The following is a 17,425-nucleotide window of genomic DNA, read 5'->3' as shown; positions in this document are numbered from 1 at the left end:
ACGTGTTAGAGAAAGATTATGAGAAAAGCGGCAATTCGGGCGGCGAGTTTGTGGCTCGCTGCGGTTTCGGTGTTCGCTATAAGTGCATTTCCGCAGGACGCACCGCCGAGCGTATCGGGCAAGCGGGCGAAGCGGATCGTTATTCGCGGGGCGATGATGGTGGATGGGAGCGGGAAGCCGGCGGCGGGGCCTTATGACATCGTGGTTGAGAACGACCGCATCGCGCAGATCGCTTCCTTTGACCCGGTCGCGGCGAAGGAAAACCGGGCCCGCCGGCCGGCGAAGGGCGACGTTGAGATCGACGCGGCGGGCAAATACGTTCTGCCCGGGCTCATCAATCTTCACGGCCACACGCAGGACGAACGCGGCGGTGTGCCGATGCCGGTCGAATATGTGACCAAGCTCTGGCTCGCCTGCGGCATCACGACGGTCCGCGATGCCTGGGCAAACGCGAAGATCCTCGAATACAGCAAACGCATCAATGCCGGCACCCTGGTCGGTCCGCGGATATTCCCCTATGGCGGGTTTCCCGCTCCGAACATCAACACGCCCGAGCAGGCCCGCCAACGCGTCCGCGACCTGAAGGCCGCCGGTTACGACGGCATAAAGCTTTACACCATCGACCGCGACCTGATGGCGGCGATGATGGACGAGGCGAAGAAGCAGGGAATGCGGGTGATGCACCATACCGGCGTCGAGGAGACGAACGCCTGGGACGACATCAAGTTCGGCACGACGACGATCGAGCATTGGTACGGAATTCCGGACGCGGCGATCATCGGCGGGCGGCAGAATTTCCCGCCGGATTATAACTACAACGACGAAATTGACCGCTTTCGCTACGCCGGAAGGCTCTGGCGAGAGGCTGACCGCGAGCGGCTCTCGAAGGTGCTTGACGGTATGATCGAAGCGGGCGTCGCCTGGAACCCGACGCTTGTTATCTACGAAGCCTCGCGAGACCTTCAGCGGGCGCAGACCAACCCGGCATTTGCAGAGTATCTTCATCCGGTGCTTGAGGACTTCTTCCGGCCCAATCCGGCGAACCATGGTTCGTATTTCATCGGATGGTCGACGACCGATGAGACCTATTGGAAAGAGAACTACCGGATCTGGATGGACGCCCTGCACGAGTTCGGCAAACGCGGCGGGACGATCGGCACCGGCGAGGACGCGGGTTTCATCTACCAGATCTATGGCATTGGGCTGATCCGCGAGCTTGAATTGCATCAGGAGGCCGGCTTTCATCCGCTTACGGTCGTCAAGCACGCGACCAGCAACGGCGCCCGCATTCTCGGCAAGGAGAGCGAACTCGGCCGCATCCGCGTCGGCTACAAGGCCGACCTGATCGTCGTAAACGGAAACCCGCTTGAGAATTTCAAGGTGCTTTCGCCGCTTGGGGTCGAGGAGATCCGTGACGGCAAGGCGGTGAAGACCGGTGGTATCGAATGGACGATCATGGACGGCATTCCGTACCATGCCCCGACGCTTGCCGCCGAGGTTCGCGACATGGTCGCCGCGGCAAAGCGAAACGCCGCCGCTAAATAGAAAAGCCCGGTGCGCTCTCCCCTTCACACCGGACTTCTCTTGACTGGCTTTGCGGATAAACCGCTCCACCAAGTTTTCGCTTTCTAGGATGCAACGCGTGTGCCAGCGAGTTGCCGGGAAATAAAGCTCCAAATCACGGGGCTTCCATCTTACCGAGGGGCCGCAGCCGAGCGGCCCTTTCGACATTTTCGGTTGCATCCTATACGAAATCGGTCGCTGGCTCATTGCAAGATCGGGTGGCCGCCGCCCTGGCTGTGGTCGGCGGTCTGCTGATAACGGCGGCGGTCGTTGTGGAAAAGCACGAGGTGCTCGCCCTCGAACCGAACCAGGTCAGAGACCCTTGCGTAGTCGCGTTCGTGCTCGGCGATGACGAACGCCATCGGGTTAAAGGCGATGACCATTCCCGCAGCGTAGATGAAGCCGCCCTGGTCGTAATCCGTGCCGGCATATTGGGCCGCTCCGACGGCGATGTCCGGCGAATACTTGCCCGCCGCGTCGCGAACGCGGTCCGCTTTTCCTATAAAGACGGAGTAATCGCGGTGGCTGAGGCGCCGGCTATAGCCGTTCTTCCGGGCGACGGCGAAAAGGTCGTCGAGCCCCTTGTCTATCGCGGCCAGCATCCGGGCATTCGGCTGGCGGACGGCGTAAACATTCGCACCTTTCCGCGTTCGGACCGCAACCGTGAACCGGTCCTGCGTCACCCTTTCAGCCTCGGCCAGCACCTGCCGGTTCTGCCCAAACACACCCGTCGCCCCGGCAACGGCCGTCAACGCAACGATCAAGATCAGCTTGTTCAACATAATTTCCCCCGCAAACATAATAACAACCGCCGTGCCAAAAAACCTGAGCCCTCGCTTTTCCGCGTCCCGAGCGTTTCATTTTTTAAAAAGGCCTTATGTTTCTGAAACAAAGTGAAACAGATGAAACAACTGAAACAGATGAAACAACTGTGTCGTCCTGAAAAAAGTTGACACATTTTGGTGGTAAACCTGGTATAGGTTTGTCCCCCCCCCCCCCCCGCCCCCGGCGGCCCGCCCCGGGCCCCCCCCGCCCCCCCCCCCCCCCCCCCGCCCCCCCGCCCGCCCCCCGCCCGCGCCGGGCCCCCCCCCCGCCCCCGCGGGCGCCCCCCGGCCCCCCCCCCCCCCCCCCCCGGGGCCCCCCCGGGGCCCGCGGGCCCCCCCCCCTTCCGCCCCCGCCCCCCGCCCCGGCCCCCCCCGCCTCCCCCCCCCCCCCCCCCCCCCCCCCCCCCCCCCCCCCCCCCCCCCCCCCCCCCCGCCCCCCCCCCCCCCCCCCCCCCCCCCCCCCCCCCCCCCCCCCCCGCCCCCCCCGCGCCCCCCCCCCCCCCCCCCCCCCCCCCCCCCCGGCCGGCCCCCCCCCCCCCCCCCCCCGGCCCCCCCACCCCCCCCCCCCCCCCCCCCCCCCCCCCCCCCCCCCCCCGCCCGCCGCCCGGCCCCCCCCCGCCCCCCCCCCGCCCCCGCCCCCCCCCCCCCCCCCCCCCCCCCCCCCCCCCCCCCCCCCCCCCCCCCGCGGCCCCCCCCCCCCCCCCCCCCCCCCCCCCCCCCCCCCCCCCCCCCCCCCCCCCCCCCCCCCCCTCCCCCCCCCCCCCCCCCCCCCCCCCCCCCCCCCCCCCCCCCCCCCCCCCCCCCCCCCCCCCCCCCCCCCCCCCCCCCCCCCCCCTCCCCCCCCCCCCCCCCCCCCCCCCCCCCCCCCCCCCCCCCCCCCCCCCCCCCTCTTCCCCCCCCCCCCCGCCCCCCCCCCCCCCCCCCCCCCCCCCCCCCCCCGCCCCGCGCCCCCCCCCCCCCCCCCCCCCCCCCCCCCCCCCCCCCCCCCCCCCCCCCCCCCCCCCCCCCCGGCGCCCCCCCCCCCCCCCCCCCCCCCCCCCCCCCCCCCCCCGCCCCCCCCCCCCCCCCCGCCCCCCCCCCGCCCCCCCCCCCCCCCCCCCCCCCCCCCCCCCCCCCCCCCCCCCCCCCCCTCTCTCCCCCTTTTCCGAACCCGGCAACATGGAACGCGTGGCCGGGCTTGGGTCTTTGGTCTTTGGTCTTTGGTTTTTGGTCTTTGATTCGTCGTCATTGCTTTTCGATCAATGGCTAACGGCTAATGGCTAACAGCTAAAAGCTGATCGCTACAAATATTTGACTTCGGCCAAACGGCTTCTGCGCTCGCGGCGGGCTCCGCGTTAAGATCCGCTTCCCCGAAAAGCCGCATACTTGTCTTTTGATCATTTTCCGTTGTCCACTTTCCATTATCCATTCGCAATTGGTCGCTGCCCTCCATTGTCACCACTCTCCGCCCACAAGTGAATGGCGATCCGTGAGATATGGAAGATATGGATGAAATGGATAGTTGTGAGTTGCAGAGTTACAGAGTTGCAGAGTTGCGAAGTTTGGAATCGTAGATTCCGCATTCCTATAGCTCCCCTCCTTGTTTAGGAGGGGTGGACGCCGCTTCGGCGGACGGGGTGGTAGGAGGTTCTGAGCCTGTGCCTTCTGTGTCTTTCGTCTGTGTCTTCTGTGTTCAAAAAAAAAGCCATTACCACAGAATGCACAGAACCAGATCCGAACCGCACAGACCGGCCCGCGGAGTCGTCGGAGACGACGGGTTTGGTCTAGCCCACATCGCGAGATGTGGGTCGCGTTTCTTAAACCGAATCTGAACCGTTGAGGACGGCGGCATATTCCGTGCTGATTTTTAACCACGAAACAAGAAAAGAAGAAAACCGGAAGCTCGTATGAGCCTTCTGTGGCTTTCGTCTGTGAATTCTGTGTTCGACCAAAAGCAAACCCTAGAACCACTGAAGGCACAGAATGAAGCCGCACAGAAAGCACAGACCGAAGCGGCACAGATCAGCAACGTTTCAGGTTCGGCCATCGCATGCACCGACCTACACCAATTTGGTGACGCATTTCCCGGCCGGGCGGTCTATAATGCCCCCGGGCAACTTGGGGCGGGTTACCCGACTCAAACAAATACTCGTCCCCAGATCAGTTCTTTGACAACCTAACGGCGTAAGAATCCCGGGCAACGCCGTCCGCGACCCGCAGGGCCGACGCTTTACGTATGACGGCGAGAACAAGCAGGTGAAGGTGGAAACGCTCGACGCGAACGGCAACCCGGTCTCTACAGTCGGCGAGTACGAATACGACGGCGACGGCAAGCGGGTGAAGAAGCACGTGCCCTCGACCGGCGAGTTGACGGTGTTCGTCTATGACGCCGGCGGGAAACTCATCGGCGAATATTCAACCATCGCCGCCCCCCAAGCACCAAAGGTCAGCTACACCACCGCCGACCACCTCGGCAGCCCGCGTATCCTAACCGACGAAAACGGCGCAACCATCTCCCGCCGCGACTTCATGCCCTACGGCGAAGAGATCGCCCGACAAAACTACGGCTCCGACACCATCCGCCAGAAATTCACCGGCTATGAACGGGATAATGAGGCTTCTTTAGACTTTGCTCAGGCCAGAATGTACAGCTTCCAGCACGGCAGATTCAACGCGGTCGATCCGATATTTGAAAGTATGGACACGGCATTGCCCCAAAGCATGAACCGGTACTTATATGTGCTTAATAATCCACTATTCTTTGTAGACCCAAATGGCGAGTTGTGGATCATCGTGAAAGGGCAGCAAAATCCACAATGGGTAGATAAATGTCCCAAGAACACAACATGTTTTACAGCCCTAGCGCTGGAAAATGAAAAGAAGGGACTTAATGTTTATGGATCGAAAAATGCAAGCGATATAACGGAGTACAACGCGAACAAAGATGGTCAGATTGATGTCAGAAAGCTATCGCAACATCATGACGCCCAATTTATCGTCGCAGATGGACAGAAGGTTCCAGAAGAATATTTGTCAGTAAACGCTGCCGGGAGCCTATTCAACATCGCGGAGCTAAATCACCAAAAATATTCTAACGATGAAAAGCTCGTATTCACCGCTGGTAATGCAAGTGATGGTAAACCCGGCAATTGTAACGGAAAACCATGCCACGGTGGACACAAGGGCAATGATATTGATTTGAGGTACATGGATTCGAGCGGGAAGCCATTACAAGGAGATAACGCGTACAAAAATGCCGATGTCGGAAGAACTAATTGGCTCATCGATGCCGGAAAAGCGTTTGGGTTTCCTTACTCGTATACCGGCGACGAAACTAGGTTTGGGCGTCCAGACAATACCCCTAAATCGCGTAGTCCAACTGAAAAGGTTCATCGCCATCATCTTCATATTGGGAAGACTGCTCCTAGGAGGAAATAGAGGGCAAATTTACGAGACATGATTATGAAATATACACTCTTACTTACGGTGTTTGTTATCGTTCTGTTGCTGGCTTGTCAAAGTCCGATTCTGAATTCAAAGGAATTCCCAAGTAACATCTCAATAAAATCTGAAGACGAAAAATCATCGCGCTCAGCTAATGGAAACGAGGAGATTTGGATTCCTACTGAAATTGAAGAGTGTATCTCAAAGGTAGATGTTGGCGAGCCGTTTAATTTCGAGACTGATTTCAACCCATTCTACTTGAGGGCGGATTTTGACGGGAATAAGCACATGGACTATGCAATTCTTGTTAAAGGTCAGACGACTCGGAAACGGGGAGTCGTGGTATGCAAGGATGCACAACGGCCATTTCTTTTTGCAGCGTTAGCTAAATCTAAGCTATCCGTTTCGAGCTTTGATGATGACAATTTCATAACAAATCAATGGGAAATTTCATCAAAAGAAGAAACTAGATCGCAAGTTAATATTCTTGGAAATAAGATTTCACCCAATGCAAAAGGGGAGTCTATTACATTCATTTTTGAAGGTGGTACAGGAGTTCACATTTACTGGAATGGTAAGGAATTTATGATCGGTGAATAATTTCTCGCTCGCTTGTGGGAACTGACTGGGACATTTTAGGTCGTGTGAAGGGGCATCGGCAGACGACGGATGGGGTCGGGTATGAGACGGAGTATGCGTATAACCTTTCGGGGACGATGGTGGAGCAGCGGTACCCGAGCGGGCGGGTGGTGAAGAACGTGCTCGACGCAAGCGGCGATCTCTCGATGGTGCAGAGTGCCCGGTGCAGGGACGCCGCGGCGGGCACCGACGCCGACTGCACCGCACAGGCCAGCCTCTGGAACTACGCAAAGAACTTCACCTACAACCCCGCCGGTGCCGTCACCTCAATGCAACTCGGCAACGGCCGCTGGGAATCGACCGCGTTCAACTCACGCCTGCAACCGACCCAGATCGCCCTCGGAGCAATACCGAACTTTGGTTGGTACTGGGGACGGGAATCGAACCCGTACGCCCCTAAGGTCACAGGATTTTAAGTCCTGGGCGTCTACCAATTCCGCCACCCCAGCACGATGATGAGATTAGCACAACCGACTCCGAGGTTAAAGAAATGCACGGGCCGGCGGCGGCTGCTTGAAGGAGTGAGGCCGGGCGGCGATATGCTATCATTTGGGCAGGGTTCGAGGTTCTTGGCTGATGGAACAGTACGCTTGGATAGTGTGGGTGGTGCTCGGGGTTTCGCTGATCGTGGCGGAGGTCTTTACGCTCGGCTTCGTGCTTTTTTGGTTCGGGCTCGGTGCGTTGGCGGCGGCGCTCGTCGGGCTGATGGGCTTTGGCTACCTCTGGCAGTTCATCGCGTTCATTGCCGTTTCCGGTGCTCTGACGGCGATGTCGCGGACCATCTTTTCAAATTATATGTGGGGCAAGGGCGATCGGGAATCAAAGTTTGGCGTAGATGCCTTGCCGGGGAAGGTCGGTACGGTTCTCGAGGGAAGCAAAGGAGCGCTGAACGCAGCTTCGGTCAACGTGCAGGGCTCGGAATGGACTGCGATCCCTGCCGATGAAGAGACCGTGCTCGTGGCCGGCGAAAAAGTAGAGGTTGTCCGGGTCGAAGGAGCGAAGATCTTTGTCCGCCCCTCGCGAAAGGAAATTCCGGGCTGGAAGCAAGACTAGACCTCGTCCTCGAGTATCTCCGCCGTGTCCTGCTCGGCGGTGTCGTGAACATTCCCCAGATCAAGCAATTCCAATTGAACATCGTCGCCGTTCGGAGCGGGCAGATTATCGCCGGTCAGCTTTGCGACGACGAGCGTGATGTTATCTTCGCCGCCGTTGTTGTTGGCTTCGGTAACGAGTTGGGCTGCGGCCTGGGCGAGCGTTTCGTAATTTTCCGTAACGATCCGCTGGATCCCGGCTGCAGTCACCTTGTTTGAAAGGCCGTCGCTGCAAAGCAGCAATACATCGCCATCGCAGGGCTTTAAGCGGGCGGCAACGGGGAATATCTCGTTCTGGGCGCCGAGGGCTTGCAGGATGACGTTCTTCAGCGTGTGCGTCTCCGCTTCCTCGGGCGAGATCTGCTGAGCATCAATGAGCTGCTGAACGAGCGACTGGTCCTTGGTTACCTGATAGATCTTTCCGTTGCGGACGAGATATGCTCGGCTGTCGCCAACCTGAACGAGATCGACGCCGCGAGACGTTACGCCAAGCCCGGTAAAGGTCGCGCCCATTCCCTGAAACTGGGTGTCCGAGCGGCCTTGCTGATGGATGAGGTAATTTGCGTAAACTGTTGCGTTGTAGAGCTTTGCGATGAGATTGTAGTCGTAAGCCTCTGGTGTAAGCGTCTCTTCAAGGTCCTCTTCGAGCAGCTTTTCGCAGACGCATTCGACCGCCATCGTGCTCGCGACCTCACCCGCCATCGCTCCGCCCATTCCGTCCGAGACGGCAAGCACCACACCGTTGTCGTCAACTTCGAAAGCTTGGCTTTCAATGATGAACTCAGAATCTTCCTGTGTGCCCGTCCAGGCGAGCGAACGCGAGATGTGCAGCATGAGGTAATTATCCTCATTGCCTTTCCTTACGCGTCCGACGTGGGACGTGGCATGAACCTCAACATTTAGCATATACGATCAGTGAGCACGGCCGCGGGTAGCCATTACGGCGGAGACGTTGCCTCCGCAATTTCATCGGACGCTTCAGGCAAGTGCCTGATCGAGGTCCGCAATGATATCTTCCGCATCCTCAATGCCGACGGAGATCCTGACGAGCCCGTCGGTGATGCCGAGCTGGCTACGCCGCTCCTCGGGCACCGATGCGTGTGTCATCGACGCCGGGTGCGAGATCAAAGATTCAACGCCCCCGAGGCTCTCTCCAAGTGTACACAGTTTGACGCCCTCAAGCACCTTTTTTGCATTCTCAAGCGAACCGGTTTCGAACGCGACCATCCCGCCAAAGCCGGACTGCTGCCGCTTTGCAAGTTCGTGCTGCGGGTGCGAAGCGAGCCCAGGATAATAGACCTTTTCTACCCGCGGATGCTCGGCCAGAAAGTTCGCGACCTGCCGCCCGTTGCGGTCGTGTGCCTCCATTCGGACGGCGAGCGTCTTGGTTCCGCGAAGGACGAGAAACGAATCCATCGGCGAAAGTATGGCACCAATGCTGTTCTGAATAAAGCCGATCCATTCGGCGTCCTTCTCGTCGTTCAAAGCCGCGAAGCCGCCGACGCTGTCCGAGTGGCCGTTAAGATATTTGGTGGTCGAATGAACTACGATATCGCATCCAAGATCGAGCGGCCGCTGGAAATACGGCGACATGAACGTGTTGTCGCAAACGACCTTGGCCCCGCGGGCATGCGAAAGCTCGGCGACGGCGGCGAGATCCGTAACCGTCATCACCGGATTCGTCGGCGTCTCAACGAAGACCATCTTGGTGTTCGGCTTAAAGGCATTTTCGAACGCTGAGAGGTCGGAGCTGTCAACCAGATCGAACTCGACGCCGTAGTTTCTGAGCACTCGGTCGAAGAGCCGGAACGTTCCGCCGTAGGTGTTATCGCCGAGCAGGACGTGCTCGCCAGCTTTCACGAGCTTGAGCACCGAATCGATCGCCGACATCCCGGAGGCGAAGGCAAAGCCGAAGCGTGCATTTTCAAGTGCTGCAATATTTTTCTCGAGAGCGGTGCGGGTCGGATTTTGCGTTCGAGCGTATTCGTAACCCTTATGGCGGCCGAGGCCGTCTTGGGCATAGGTCGAGGTCTGGTAGATGGGTACCGATACCGCGCCGGTTGCCGGATCGGGCTCGTTACCGGCGTGGATCGCAATTGTTGAAAATCCCATACTTGGTAGAGCAGAAACGCTGAACTTAATAATCAGCCATTTTAACTGCTTTTGAGGAAATTGACCAACCCGGCGGGACTTTGATCACCAACCGAAATGGTATCGGTCGAAGTCTTGTATGTCAAACAAGTTAAGGCCGAAACAAGGACTCCGGAAAAGTGCGAATTGTAAGTGCATCTCGGGCCGCTTCGAGAGGGTTGAAATTCACTCTGTTTATAATTGAAAGTTATACAACTATCGGATAGGATAATCTCACAATCGTGAATAAAAGATGGACATTAACCAGCTTGAAGTTCTTATAACGGTGGCCAATGAGCGGAGCTTTTCAAGGGCCGCCGAGATACTCGACCGCACGCAACCGGCCGTCAGCCAGGCGATCAGCCGGCTCGAGCAGGACCTCGGACAGCGGCTCTTCGACCGTTCATCAAAGGACGGTACACTGACCGATGCCGGCGAGGTGCTGGTCGAATACGCGCGGCAGATACTCAATCTCCGCCGCAATGCGGAGCTTGCGGTAAAGGAACTTTCGGAACTCCACCGCGGAAAGGTAACGATCAGCGCGAACGAGCACACCGTCTTTTACCTCCTGCCGTTGATAATCGAGTTTCGCCAGCGGCATCCGCAGATCAAGGTCGAGGTAAAGCGGGGCGTTGCGAGCCGGATACCGAAAGAGATCGCTTCGCGGGAAGTGGAACTCGGCGTGCTTTCATTCAAGCCGGCCGATCCGGGGCTTCGGGCGATGCAGGTGTTGACGGACGAGCTGGTCCTGATCGTTGCTCCGGGCCATAGATTTTCGGGCCGGGCTTCGGTCCCGATCAGAGAACTGGCCGACGAGACCTTTATCGCACACAATGCGAAATCGCCTTATCGCGAAAAAGTGATAGAGTGTTTTGCAAGCCACCGCACTCCGCTTCGGATCACTGTTGAGCTGCCGTCACTCGAAGCGATCAAGAGGATGGTCGAGCAAAATGCAGGAGTTGCACTTGTACCGAGGCTGACGGCCGCTGCTGAGATCGCGAGTGGACGACTGCTTGGGATCTCGGTCAAGGAAATGAGGCTCGAACGGCGGCTCCATATTGTGTACCGCCGAAATTCGCCGCTCTCACACGCGGCCAAGGCGTTCCTCGAACTTGCCGAGGAAATGGCACGTCCAGGCGAGCCGGCTGCTGAAGGAACAGCGGCATAAACAAGGTAACAGAATAGAAACACTGGCAGCATATTGTAGGGGAAGGACGAAACAACGAATGTTTGAACAATTTACACTCGGCATCGAAGAGGAGTTCCAGATCGTCGATCCGCACACACGGGAATTAAAGTCACACGTGTCCGAGATCCTCGATGAGGGCAAGCTCCTGCTTGGCGAAAAGATCAAGCCGGAGATGATCCAGTCGATGATCGAGGTCGGCACCGGCGTTTGCGCCAATATTCAGGAAGCTCGCGAAGATATCACGAAACTTCGCTGCATCATCTCTGGGCTCGCCCGCAGAAAGGGAATGGCGATCGCTGCGGCCTCAACGCATCCCTTCTCAAAGTGGTCGGAGCAGGAGATCTACGAAGGCGACCGCTACAAGCTGCTCGTGGACGAGCTTCAGATGGTAGCGAGAAGCCTGCTGATCTTCGGTGTCCATGTCCACGTTGCGGTCGAGGACTTGGACCGGCGGATCAACATTATGAACGCGGCCCGCTATTTCCTTCCGCACGTCCTCGCGATGACGACCTCGTCGCCGTTCTGGCTTGGCTTTAATACCGGCCTGAAGTCATACCGCTCGGAGGTTTTCAAGAAGTTCCCGCGAACGGATATTCCCGATCATTTCGAGTCGTTTCAACAGTATCAGAGTTACGTCGATCTGCTCGTCAAGATGAACTGCATTCAGGACGGGACAAAGATCTGGTGGGACGTCCGGCCGCACTGCAAATTCCCGACGCTCGAGTTCAGGATATGCGACATCCCGACCAGGGTAGACGATACGATCGCCGTGGCGGCCCTATTCCAGGCCATCGTTGCCAAGCTGAACGTGCTGATAGACAAGAATCTGGGTTTCCGTCTATATCACCGGCGGCTCATCCAGGAAAATAAATGGCGTGCGGTTCGATACGGGCTTGACGGCAAACTGCTCGACCTCGGGAAGCAGAAAGAAGTGCCGGTCAAGGACCTGATCCGTGAACTACTCGATTTCGTAGACGACGTCCTTGACCCGCTTGACTCGCGGAAAGAGGTCGAGCACATCCACACGATCCTTGAGCGGGGAACTTCGGCCGACAAACAGCTTAAGGTTTACGAAGAGACAGGCGGTGATTTCAAGGCCGTAGTCGATATGTTAATCGAAGACACGCTCGAAAACGTCCCCGAGCACTGTTTCGACTGAATTGACGACGGTTTCGTAGAAGCAACGAAAAAGGCGGCCTCGGATCTCGGGGCCGCCACCTTTTCAATTTTAGTCTCCAACTATCGGTGTTGCTTTGCGAGCTTGAGGAAATTTTCGAAGAGGATGCGGCCATCGCGGGACTCGTTCGGGTGTTCCCAGCGGGTCGGATTCTTTGACCAATCCTCGAACGACTTTTCGAGGTGAAACTGAACGCAATAGATCAACTGGCCATCAGACCGCTTGACCATCATCTGGTTCCGGCAAAGATACGAGGTTGCGAGAAGGTGAAAACCTTCGGGCACGCCCATCACCTGGACGCCATGGTTCTGCCAAACGCGGAGTACGTCGCTTTCTTTCGTGTAATCCTGCCAAACGCCGGACATCGTATCGTCGATCCCATCGAAGATCGGGTCCGAACGGTCGGTTATTTTGACGAATCGATATTGATATTCGACGAGCCGGTCCGCTCGCTTTTCGTGCAGCTCAAGACCATCGAGCGTTTTGAGCTCCGAACCATAGGCGACGCCGACGAGCTGATGTGCTCCGCAGATGGCGAGCACGGGTAGCTTTGTCTGGTGAATAAACTCCTTGAAGCTCTCGATGTGCTCGGGATTGTAGTAATCAAAATCGCTAAAGGTGCCGCTTAAGACGACAGCCTCCGGGCGAAAATCAGCGACGGCACGAGCGATCTCGGAAAGATGGACGGTGGTCGATTTTGGCGAACGCACTAGCCGGTTGAGGTTCTGTGCGATGTTGTCCGTCGCCATTCCGGCGACCTTGCGTTCGAAGCGAAGCCGCGACGGGATCGAGTCCTGCCAGTCCTCAAACGCCAGCGGCGAGAGGTCGGTTTCGTAACGCAGCAGATTATTGACGATCAGGACGCGGGCGCTGTCGATGGTCTTTTCGATCGGCTCGTAAAGACAGAAGGTTCGGTTTCCATGGGGGAACGGCAACTCTTCTCGGACGGCGGACTGGCGAACGGCATCGAACATAATCTTTATCCCAAAGTGAACTGTTCCTTAACCCGTAATACCGGGTAAAGAACAATTTGATGATTATATCAGTCTTTCCTTTGCTTGGTCGAGGTCTCAAAGAGCGGCATCATCTCGCCCGAGCCGATCTTTGCGATCTCATCACGCATCTCGCGGACGACGGCGGCCCGCACTCGGCCGGCCGCTTGCGGCGAAAGCCCCGCACTTGTGGAGACGATCTGTGACTCGGTATTTGCCCAGGCGGCCTCGAATTCTTCGGCGAGCTCTGGTATGCGGGTTATGTCGTAAGGAACGGCGACTTTCCGGCAGCCGACGCGGGCGAAAACAGCCAGATAGCGTGCGACGGGACGTGTTGGGCATTGCAGGCGGACACGGCCGACCTTCAACTCGCAGCCGAGCAGAGTGTCCATTATTACGGGCGACGTCTCGCGTTCGGCGATGTCCATCTCAAAGGCTCGGGTCCGCAGCGGGCGAACGCGGTCCGCGTAGATGTGCGGTATCCAGTTTTCGCCGATGGCATTTCGTATCTCTGCAGCTCCTGTCATCATCCCGTCCGGGCACCTGAATTTAAAATAGAAAAGCCGGATGCAGCCGCAAACGCGACGGCATCCGGCATGTCGGAATTACCTTTGTGAAACGGCTTCGGCGATCGGCTGCGTGCTGAAACGCTCGATGACACGATTACCAAATATGCCGAAATAGAATGTGCCGATGACCGTAACCAGGATCGCCGCGGCAAGTGCCGAGGGGATTCGCGGCTCGACCCAATCGGTCGCACGCTCCTTGAAGAACATCACGACGATAATACGCAGGTAATAGTAAGCGGAGATCGCTGTATTGATAACGGCGGCGACGACCATTATCGTCAGCAGCAGGTTGTTGGCCTCGAGAGCCGGGCGGAAGACGAGCACTTTGCCGATAAAGCCCGCGGTCAGCGGAAGCCCGAGGAGGCTGAGCATAAAGAGCGAAAGCGTAAAGGCGAGCACGGGTGATTTAAAGCCGATGCCGTTGAAGTCCTCAAACTCGGTTCGGCGGTCGTTCTTTTGTCCCAGCAAGGTGATGATGGCAAATGAGCCAATGTTCGCCACAGCGTAAGAAAGCATATAGAACGCCACGGCAGCGATGGCGGCGTCGCGGTTCGATTGGGTTAGAGCAACGCCCGCTCCGACAAATCCGACGAGTGCATAGCCCGCGTGCGAGATCGAAGAATACGCAAGCATACGCTTGACGTTGTTCTGCATTATCGCCGCGACGTTTCCGACGGTCATCGTTGCGATCGCCATTACGGCGAGGGCGGTCGTCCAGGAATAGTTGAGATAGCCCGCTGCCTCAAGCCCGCCGACCACCGGGAAGCCGATGACAAAGATGCGAAGGAACGAGGCGAACGCGGCGGCTTTCGGCCCGGCGGCCATAAAGCCGGTAACGGGCGAAGGAGCACCTTCATAAACGTCCGGTGCCCAAACGTGGAATGGAGCGGCCGCGACCTTGAAACCGAAGCCGACAATAAGCATCGCCGCACCAACGAGCAGAAGGGCAGGGAAGTTCGGGTCGGCCACCTTCGCGGCGATCTCGGTGATATTCATCGTACCGGTCGCTCCATAGATCAACGCCATTCCGTAAAGCAAAAACGCCGAGGCGAGCGAGCCGAGGATGAAATACTTCATCGCTGATTCGTTCGACTTGAGGTCGGATTTGCGGAGTCCGGCCATTACGTAAGTGGCGATGGAAAGCGTCTCGAGCCCGAGAAAAATGATGACCAGGTCATTTCCCGAGGACATAAGGAGCATTCCGAATGTCGCGAAGAGCAGCAGTGCGTGGTACTCGCCGCCGGGCACATCCTCGCGTTCGATCCAGACGCTCGAGACCAAGATCGTAAGAGCCGCGACGAGCAAAAATACGACCGAGAAACTCAGCCTAAGGCTGTCATGGACGATCATTCCGCCCCATGCCGAGTCCGGCACCGAGCCGCCGGGCCATATAAGGGCGATTGAGATGGCAGCCGCCGCAATGCCGAGGAGCGACATCGTGCCGGTTATCCCGCGGTTCTTCGGGAAAAAGCAATCGTAGAGCATCACGATAACGCCGGTCAGGGCGATGATGATCTCCGGCATTATGATCAAAAGATTTACGTTCGGGTCAGACAATTGCATACAAACTTTCTCGGGCCGCTATTCCTTTTCGAAGGTCTCAACCACCTCGACCGTTCCGCCGGCCTGTTTCACAACGCGTTCCTGAATGGCGACGACCGCGTCACGCGAGCGATCAAGGAACGGACGCGGATAAACACCCATGAAGACCATAAGGAAAAGAAGCGGGATCATGATGCCGATCTCACGCGGAGTCAGGTCCGTCAAAATGCGATTCTTTTCGTTGGTCACCTTGCCGAAGAAGACCCGCTGGATCATCCAGAGCAGATAGACGGCGGCGAAGATAACGCCGGTTCCGGCTGCCATGGTGGCGATGTAGTTCCAGTTGGCGGTTGCGGTGACGGCGAGGATCGACGACTTCCACATCCCGACCATGATCAGGAACTCACCGACGAAACCATTAAGGAACGGCAGGCCGATCGACGACATCGCCGTAATGACGAAAAAGGTCGCGTAGATCGGCATCACGTTCGCGAGCCCGCCGAATTCGCTGATCTCGCGGGTATGCCGGCGTTCGTAAATAAAGCCGACGAGCAGGAAGAGTGCACCGGTCGAGATGCCGTGGTTGAGCATCTGGTAAAGTGCGCCCTGCATTCCCCATTCGGTGAACGAGAACATCCCGAGGATGACAAAGCCCATGTGGGCAACCGATGAATAAGCGACGAGCCGCTTTACGTCCGGCTGGACCATCGCGACGAGGGCACCGTAGATAATGCCGATGATCGCAAGAATGATGAAGATCGGGGCAAGCTCGCGGGCCGCTTCGGGAAAGAGCGGAAAATTGAACCGCATCAGCCCGTAGGTTCCCATCTTGAGCAGAACGGCGGCAAGGATCACGGAGCCGGCCGTCGGTGCCTCGGTGTGTGCATCCGGAAGCCATGTGTGGAACGGGAAGAGCGGCACCTTGATCGAGAACGCAAGGGCGAACGCGATGAAGAGCAGCAGCCCGGCCGAGCCGGTAAGGACGAGCGTTCCGGATTCGATAGATCCGAGAAGCGTTACGAAATCGAACGTCCCGACACCGGTCGCCTGCTGATGCATGAAGTAAAGCGCGATGATCGCGACGAGCATCAGAAGGCTGCCGACGGCCGTAAAGATAAAGAACTTGACCGCGGCGTAGATACGGTTCGCTCCGCCCCAGATGCCGATGAGAAAGAACATCGGGACCAGCGAGGCCTCAAAGAACAAATAGAAGACCAGCAGGTCAAGCGAGACAAAAACGCCGATCATTGCGCTCTGGAGCAGAAGTAGAAACGCATAAAACGCCAGCGGCCGCTTCTCGACGGCGTGCCAGGTCGAGAGGATAGCGATCGGCATTATGAACGTCGTAAGAATGACCAGCCAGAGGCTCAGCCCATCGATGCCGACGTGGTAATTCGTATTGATCGCCTCGATCCACGGGACATTCTTGACGAACGAGAAACCGCCCGCCTTCGTTCCGCCCTCGCCGAGCAGCAGAAGCGAAAGCAGGAAGATCACCACTGTGATGGCGAGTGTGACCCACTTGAGATGCTCTTCCTGCTTCCAGAACATCTGATGGGCGACGAGGCCCACCGCGCCGAAAACCGGCAGCAGGATAAGCAGGGTCAAAAGATTTTCAGATACAAAGTCCATTTTTGTTCTTCTATCCGGAGCCTACGGTGCGGCCGGATAAAGGTCATCTGTTTTCAGCCAACCGCGGGTCGTGCGGCCGGAGTCATTCTTAAATGTCGCCTCTGCCCAACCGGCCCGAATTTCCGAAATGCGGACGACGTCGTTCTTTACAACGAACGCTCGGCCCTTCGTTTTCGCATCGGCAGAGCTATGAAAATAAGCCTTCGCGGCCTTGGCCATTCTGATCTCGGTCCAATCGCCGGGCGTGGTCAGTTCAAACTCGACGCCCTCGTCTTCTTTCAGCATCGGAGCTACATTCCAGCAGCCGCCGTGCTCGCCTCCGAGCTTAAGCCGAAGGCCGGAACGCCCGTCCATTTCAACGAAAGAGAGTTCGCCCTCGATCACGTCCTCGCGAAACTCCGGATGCCATGTTTTGATCCGGTAGAATCCATCGTCGCCGGATTCGCCGCGGATAACGAACGAGCAGGTAAAACGCGGTCGGCCATTTTCGTCCATTCCGGTCGTTTCGCGGAAGTGGCCGGTCAGCGTTCCATCGGCGGCAACACCGATAAGCAGGCTGCCGTATTCGCCGCTCTTGATCGCTTGCGAGCCCGCAGACGCTGCGACGGTGAGCAATAACACTGCAAAGATCGACCGAAGGAAAAACATACGTCA

15 protein-coding genes and 1 tRNA gene are annotated in these 17,425 nt (G+C 58.1%); 7 read left to right on the top strand and 9 right to left on the bottom strand.

The annotated features are described in order from the left end of the window. Nucleotides 1-18 precede the first annotated feature (18 nt). Entirely contained in the window at nucleotides 19-1,545 is a 1,527-nt protein-coding gene (locus tag IPM21_09700; protein ID MBK9164170.1) for an amidohydrolase family protein, read from the top strand. A 221-nt stretch (nucleotides 1,546-1,766) separates the two neighbouring features. Here IPM21_09700 and IPM21_09695 read toward each other — a convergent pair whose 3' ends face one another. After that, nucleotides 1,767-2,345 carry a hypothetical protein gene (locus IPM21_09695; protein MBK9164169.1) on the bottom strand — a complete coding sequence of 193 codons (579 nt, stop codon included), beginning with the start codon at nucleotides 2,343-2,345 and terminating at the stop codon, nucleotides 1,767-1,769. Between the two features lie 1,928 nt (nucleotides 2,346-4,273). On the opposite strand from IPM21_09695, the gene IPM21_09690 reads away from it, so the two are divergent. From IPM21_09690 to IPM21_09680, 3 genes are all read left to right on the top strand, one after another. Next, nucleotides 4,274-4,546, top strand: a complete 273-nt coding sequence (locus IPM21_09690; protein ID MBK9164168.1) for a hypothetical protein — start codon at nucleotides 4,274-4,276, stop codon at nucleotides 4,544-4,546. Nucleotides 4,547-4,628: 82 nt separating this feature from the next. After that, nucleotides 4,629-5,804, top strand: a complete 1,176-nt coding sequence (locus tag IPM21_09685; protein MBK9164167.1) for an RHS repeat-associated core domain-containing protein — start codon at nucleotides 4,629-4,631, stop codon at nucleotides 5,802-5,804. A 24-nt stretch (nucleotides 5,805-5,828) separates the two neighbouring features. After that, complete coding sequence (locus IPM21_09680; protein ID MBK9164166.1) at nucleotides 5,829-6,410, top strand: hypothetical protein; 582 nt, start codon at nucleotides 5,829-5,831, stop codon at nucleotides 6,408-6,410. Nucleotides 6,411-6,811: 401 nt separating this feature from the next. Here the strand turns inward: IPM21_09680 and IPM21_09675 are convergent. Continuing rightward, nucleotides 6,812-6,898, bottom strand: a tRNA-Leu gene (locus IPM21_09675). Between the two features lie 127 nt (nucleotides 6,899-7,025). Between IPM21_09675 and IPM21_09670 the strand changes: the two genes are divergently transcribed. Beyond that, complete coding sequence (locus IPM21_09670) at nucleotides 7,026-7,502, top strand: NfeD family protein (protein ID MBK9164165.1); 477 nt, start codon at nucleotides 7,026-7,028, stop codon at nucleotides 7,500-7,502. On the opposite strand, the gene IPM21_09665 is transcribed toward IPM21_09670, so the two are convergent. Then, on the bottom strand, nucleotides 7,499-8,446 hold the full coding sequence (locus IPM21_09665) for a serine/threonine-protein phosphatase (GenBank protein MBK9164164.1): 948 nt from the start codon (nucleotides 8,444-8,446) through the stop codon (nucleotides 7,499-7,501). The genes IPM21_09670 and IPM21_09665 overlap by 4 nt on opposite strands. Before the next feature lie 72 nt (nucleotides 8,447-8,518). Next, nucleotides 8,519-9,652 (bottom strand): cystathionine gamma-synthase, encoded by a 1,134-nt coding sequence (locus IPM21_09660; protein MBK9164163.1) that lies wholly within the window; start codon nucleotides 9,650-9,652, stop codon nucleotides 8,519-8,521. Between the two features lie 271 nt (nucleotides 9,653-9,923). Here IPM21_09660 and IPM21_09655 point away from each other — a divergent pair, with 271 nt between their 5' ends. Both IPM21_09655 and IPM21_09650 read left to right on the top strand, forming a co-directional pair. Then, complete coding sequence (locus IPM21_09655) at nucleotides 9,924-10,838, top strand: LysR family transcriptional regulator (GenBank protein ID MBK9164162.1); 915 nt, start codon at nucleotides 9,924-9,926, stop codon at nucleotides 10,836-10,838. Between the two features lie 58 nt (nucleotides 10,839-10,896). Then, nucleotides 10,897-12,018, top strand: coding sequence for a carboxylate-amine ligase (locus tag IPM21_09650; protein ID MBK9164161.1), 1,122 nt, complete (start codon nucleotides 10,897-10,899; stop codon nucleotides 12,016-12,018). 80 nt (nucleotides 12,019-12,098) lie between these two features. Here the strand turns inward: IPM21_09650 and IPM21_09645 are convergent, their stop codons facing one another. From IPM21_09645 to IPM21_09625, 5 genes are all read right to left on the bottom strand, one after another. After that, nucleotides 12,099-13,010, bottom strand: a complete 912-nt coding sequence (locus IPM21_09645; protein MBK9164160.1) for a hypothetical protein — start codon at nucleotides 13,008-13,010, stop codon at nucleotides 12,099-12,101. A 68-nt stretch (nucleotides 13,011-13,078) separates the two neighbouring features. Then, a complete protein-coding gene (locus IPM21_09640; GenBank protein MBK9164159.1) occupies nucleotides 13,079-13,555 on the bottom strand; it encodes a hypothetical protein in 477 nt (158 codons plus the stop codon). A 78-nt stretch (nucleotides 13,556-13,633) separates the two neighbouring features. Continuing rightward, the gene (locus IPM21_09635) at nucleotides 13,634-15,160 is read right to left on the bottom strand and encodes an NADH-quinone oxidoreductase subunit N (GenBank protein ID MBK9164158.1); all 1,527 of its coding nucleotides are present in this window, start codon (nucleotides 15,158-15,160) and stop codon (nucleotides 13,634-13,636) included. Nucleotides 15,161-15,178: 18 nt separating this feature from the next. After that, nucleotides 15,179-16,771, bottom strand: coding sequence for an NADH-quinone oxidoreductase subunit M (locus IPM21_09630; protein MBK9164157.1), 1,593 nt, complete (start codon nucleotides 16,769-16,771; stop codon nucleotides 15,179-15,181). A gap of 21 nt (nucleotides 16,772-16,792) precedes the next feature. Continuing rightward, on the bottom strand, nucleotides 16,793-17,419 hold the full coding sequence (locus IPM21_09625) for a hypothetical protein (GenBank protein ID MBK9164156.1): 627 nt from the start codon (nucleotides 17,417-17,419) through the stop codon (nucleotides 16,793-16,795). Nucleotides 17,420-17,425 lie beyond the last annotated feature (6 nt).

This window comes from Acidobacteriota bacterium (assembly GCA_016716435.1).
In the GTDB taxonomy this organism is placed as follows: domain Bacteria; phylum Acidobacteriota; class Blastocatellia; order Pyrinomonadales; family Pyrinomonadaceae; genus OLB17.
This window is presented reverse-complemented; position numbering and strand designations above follow the sequence as displayed.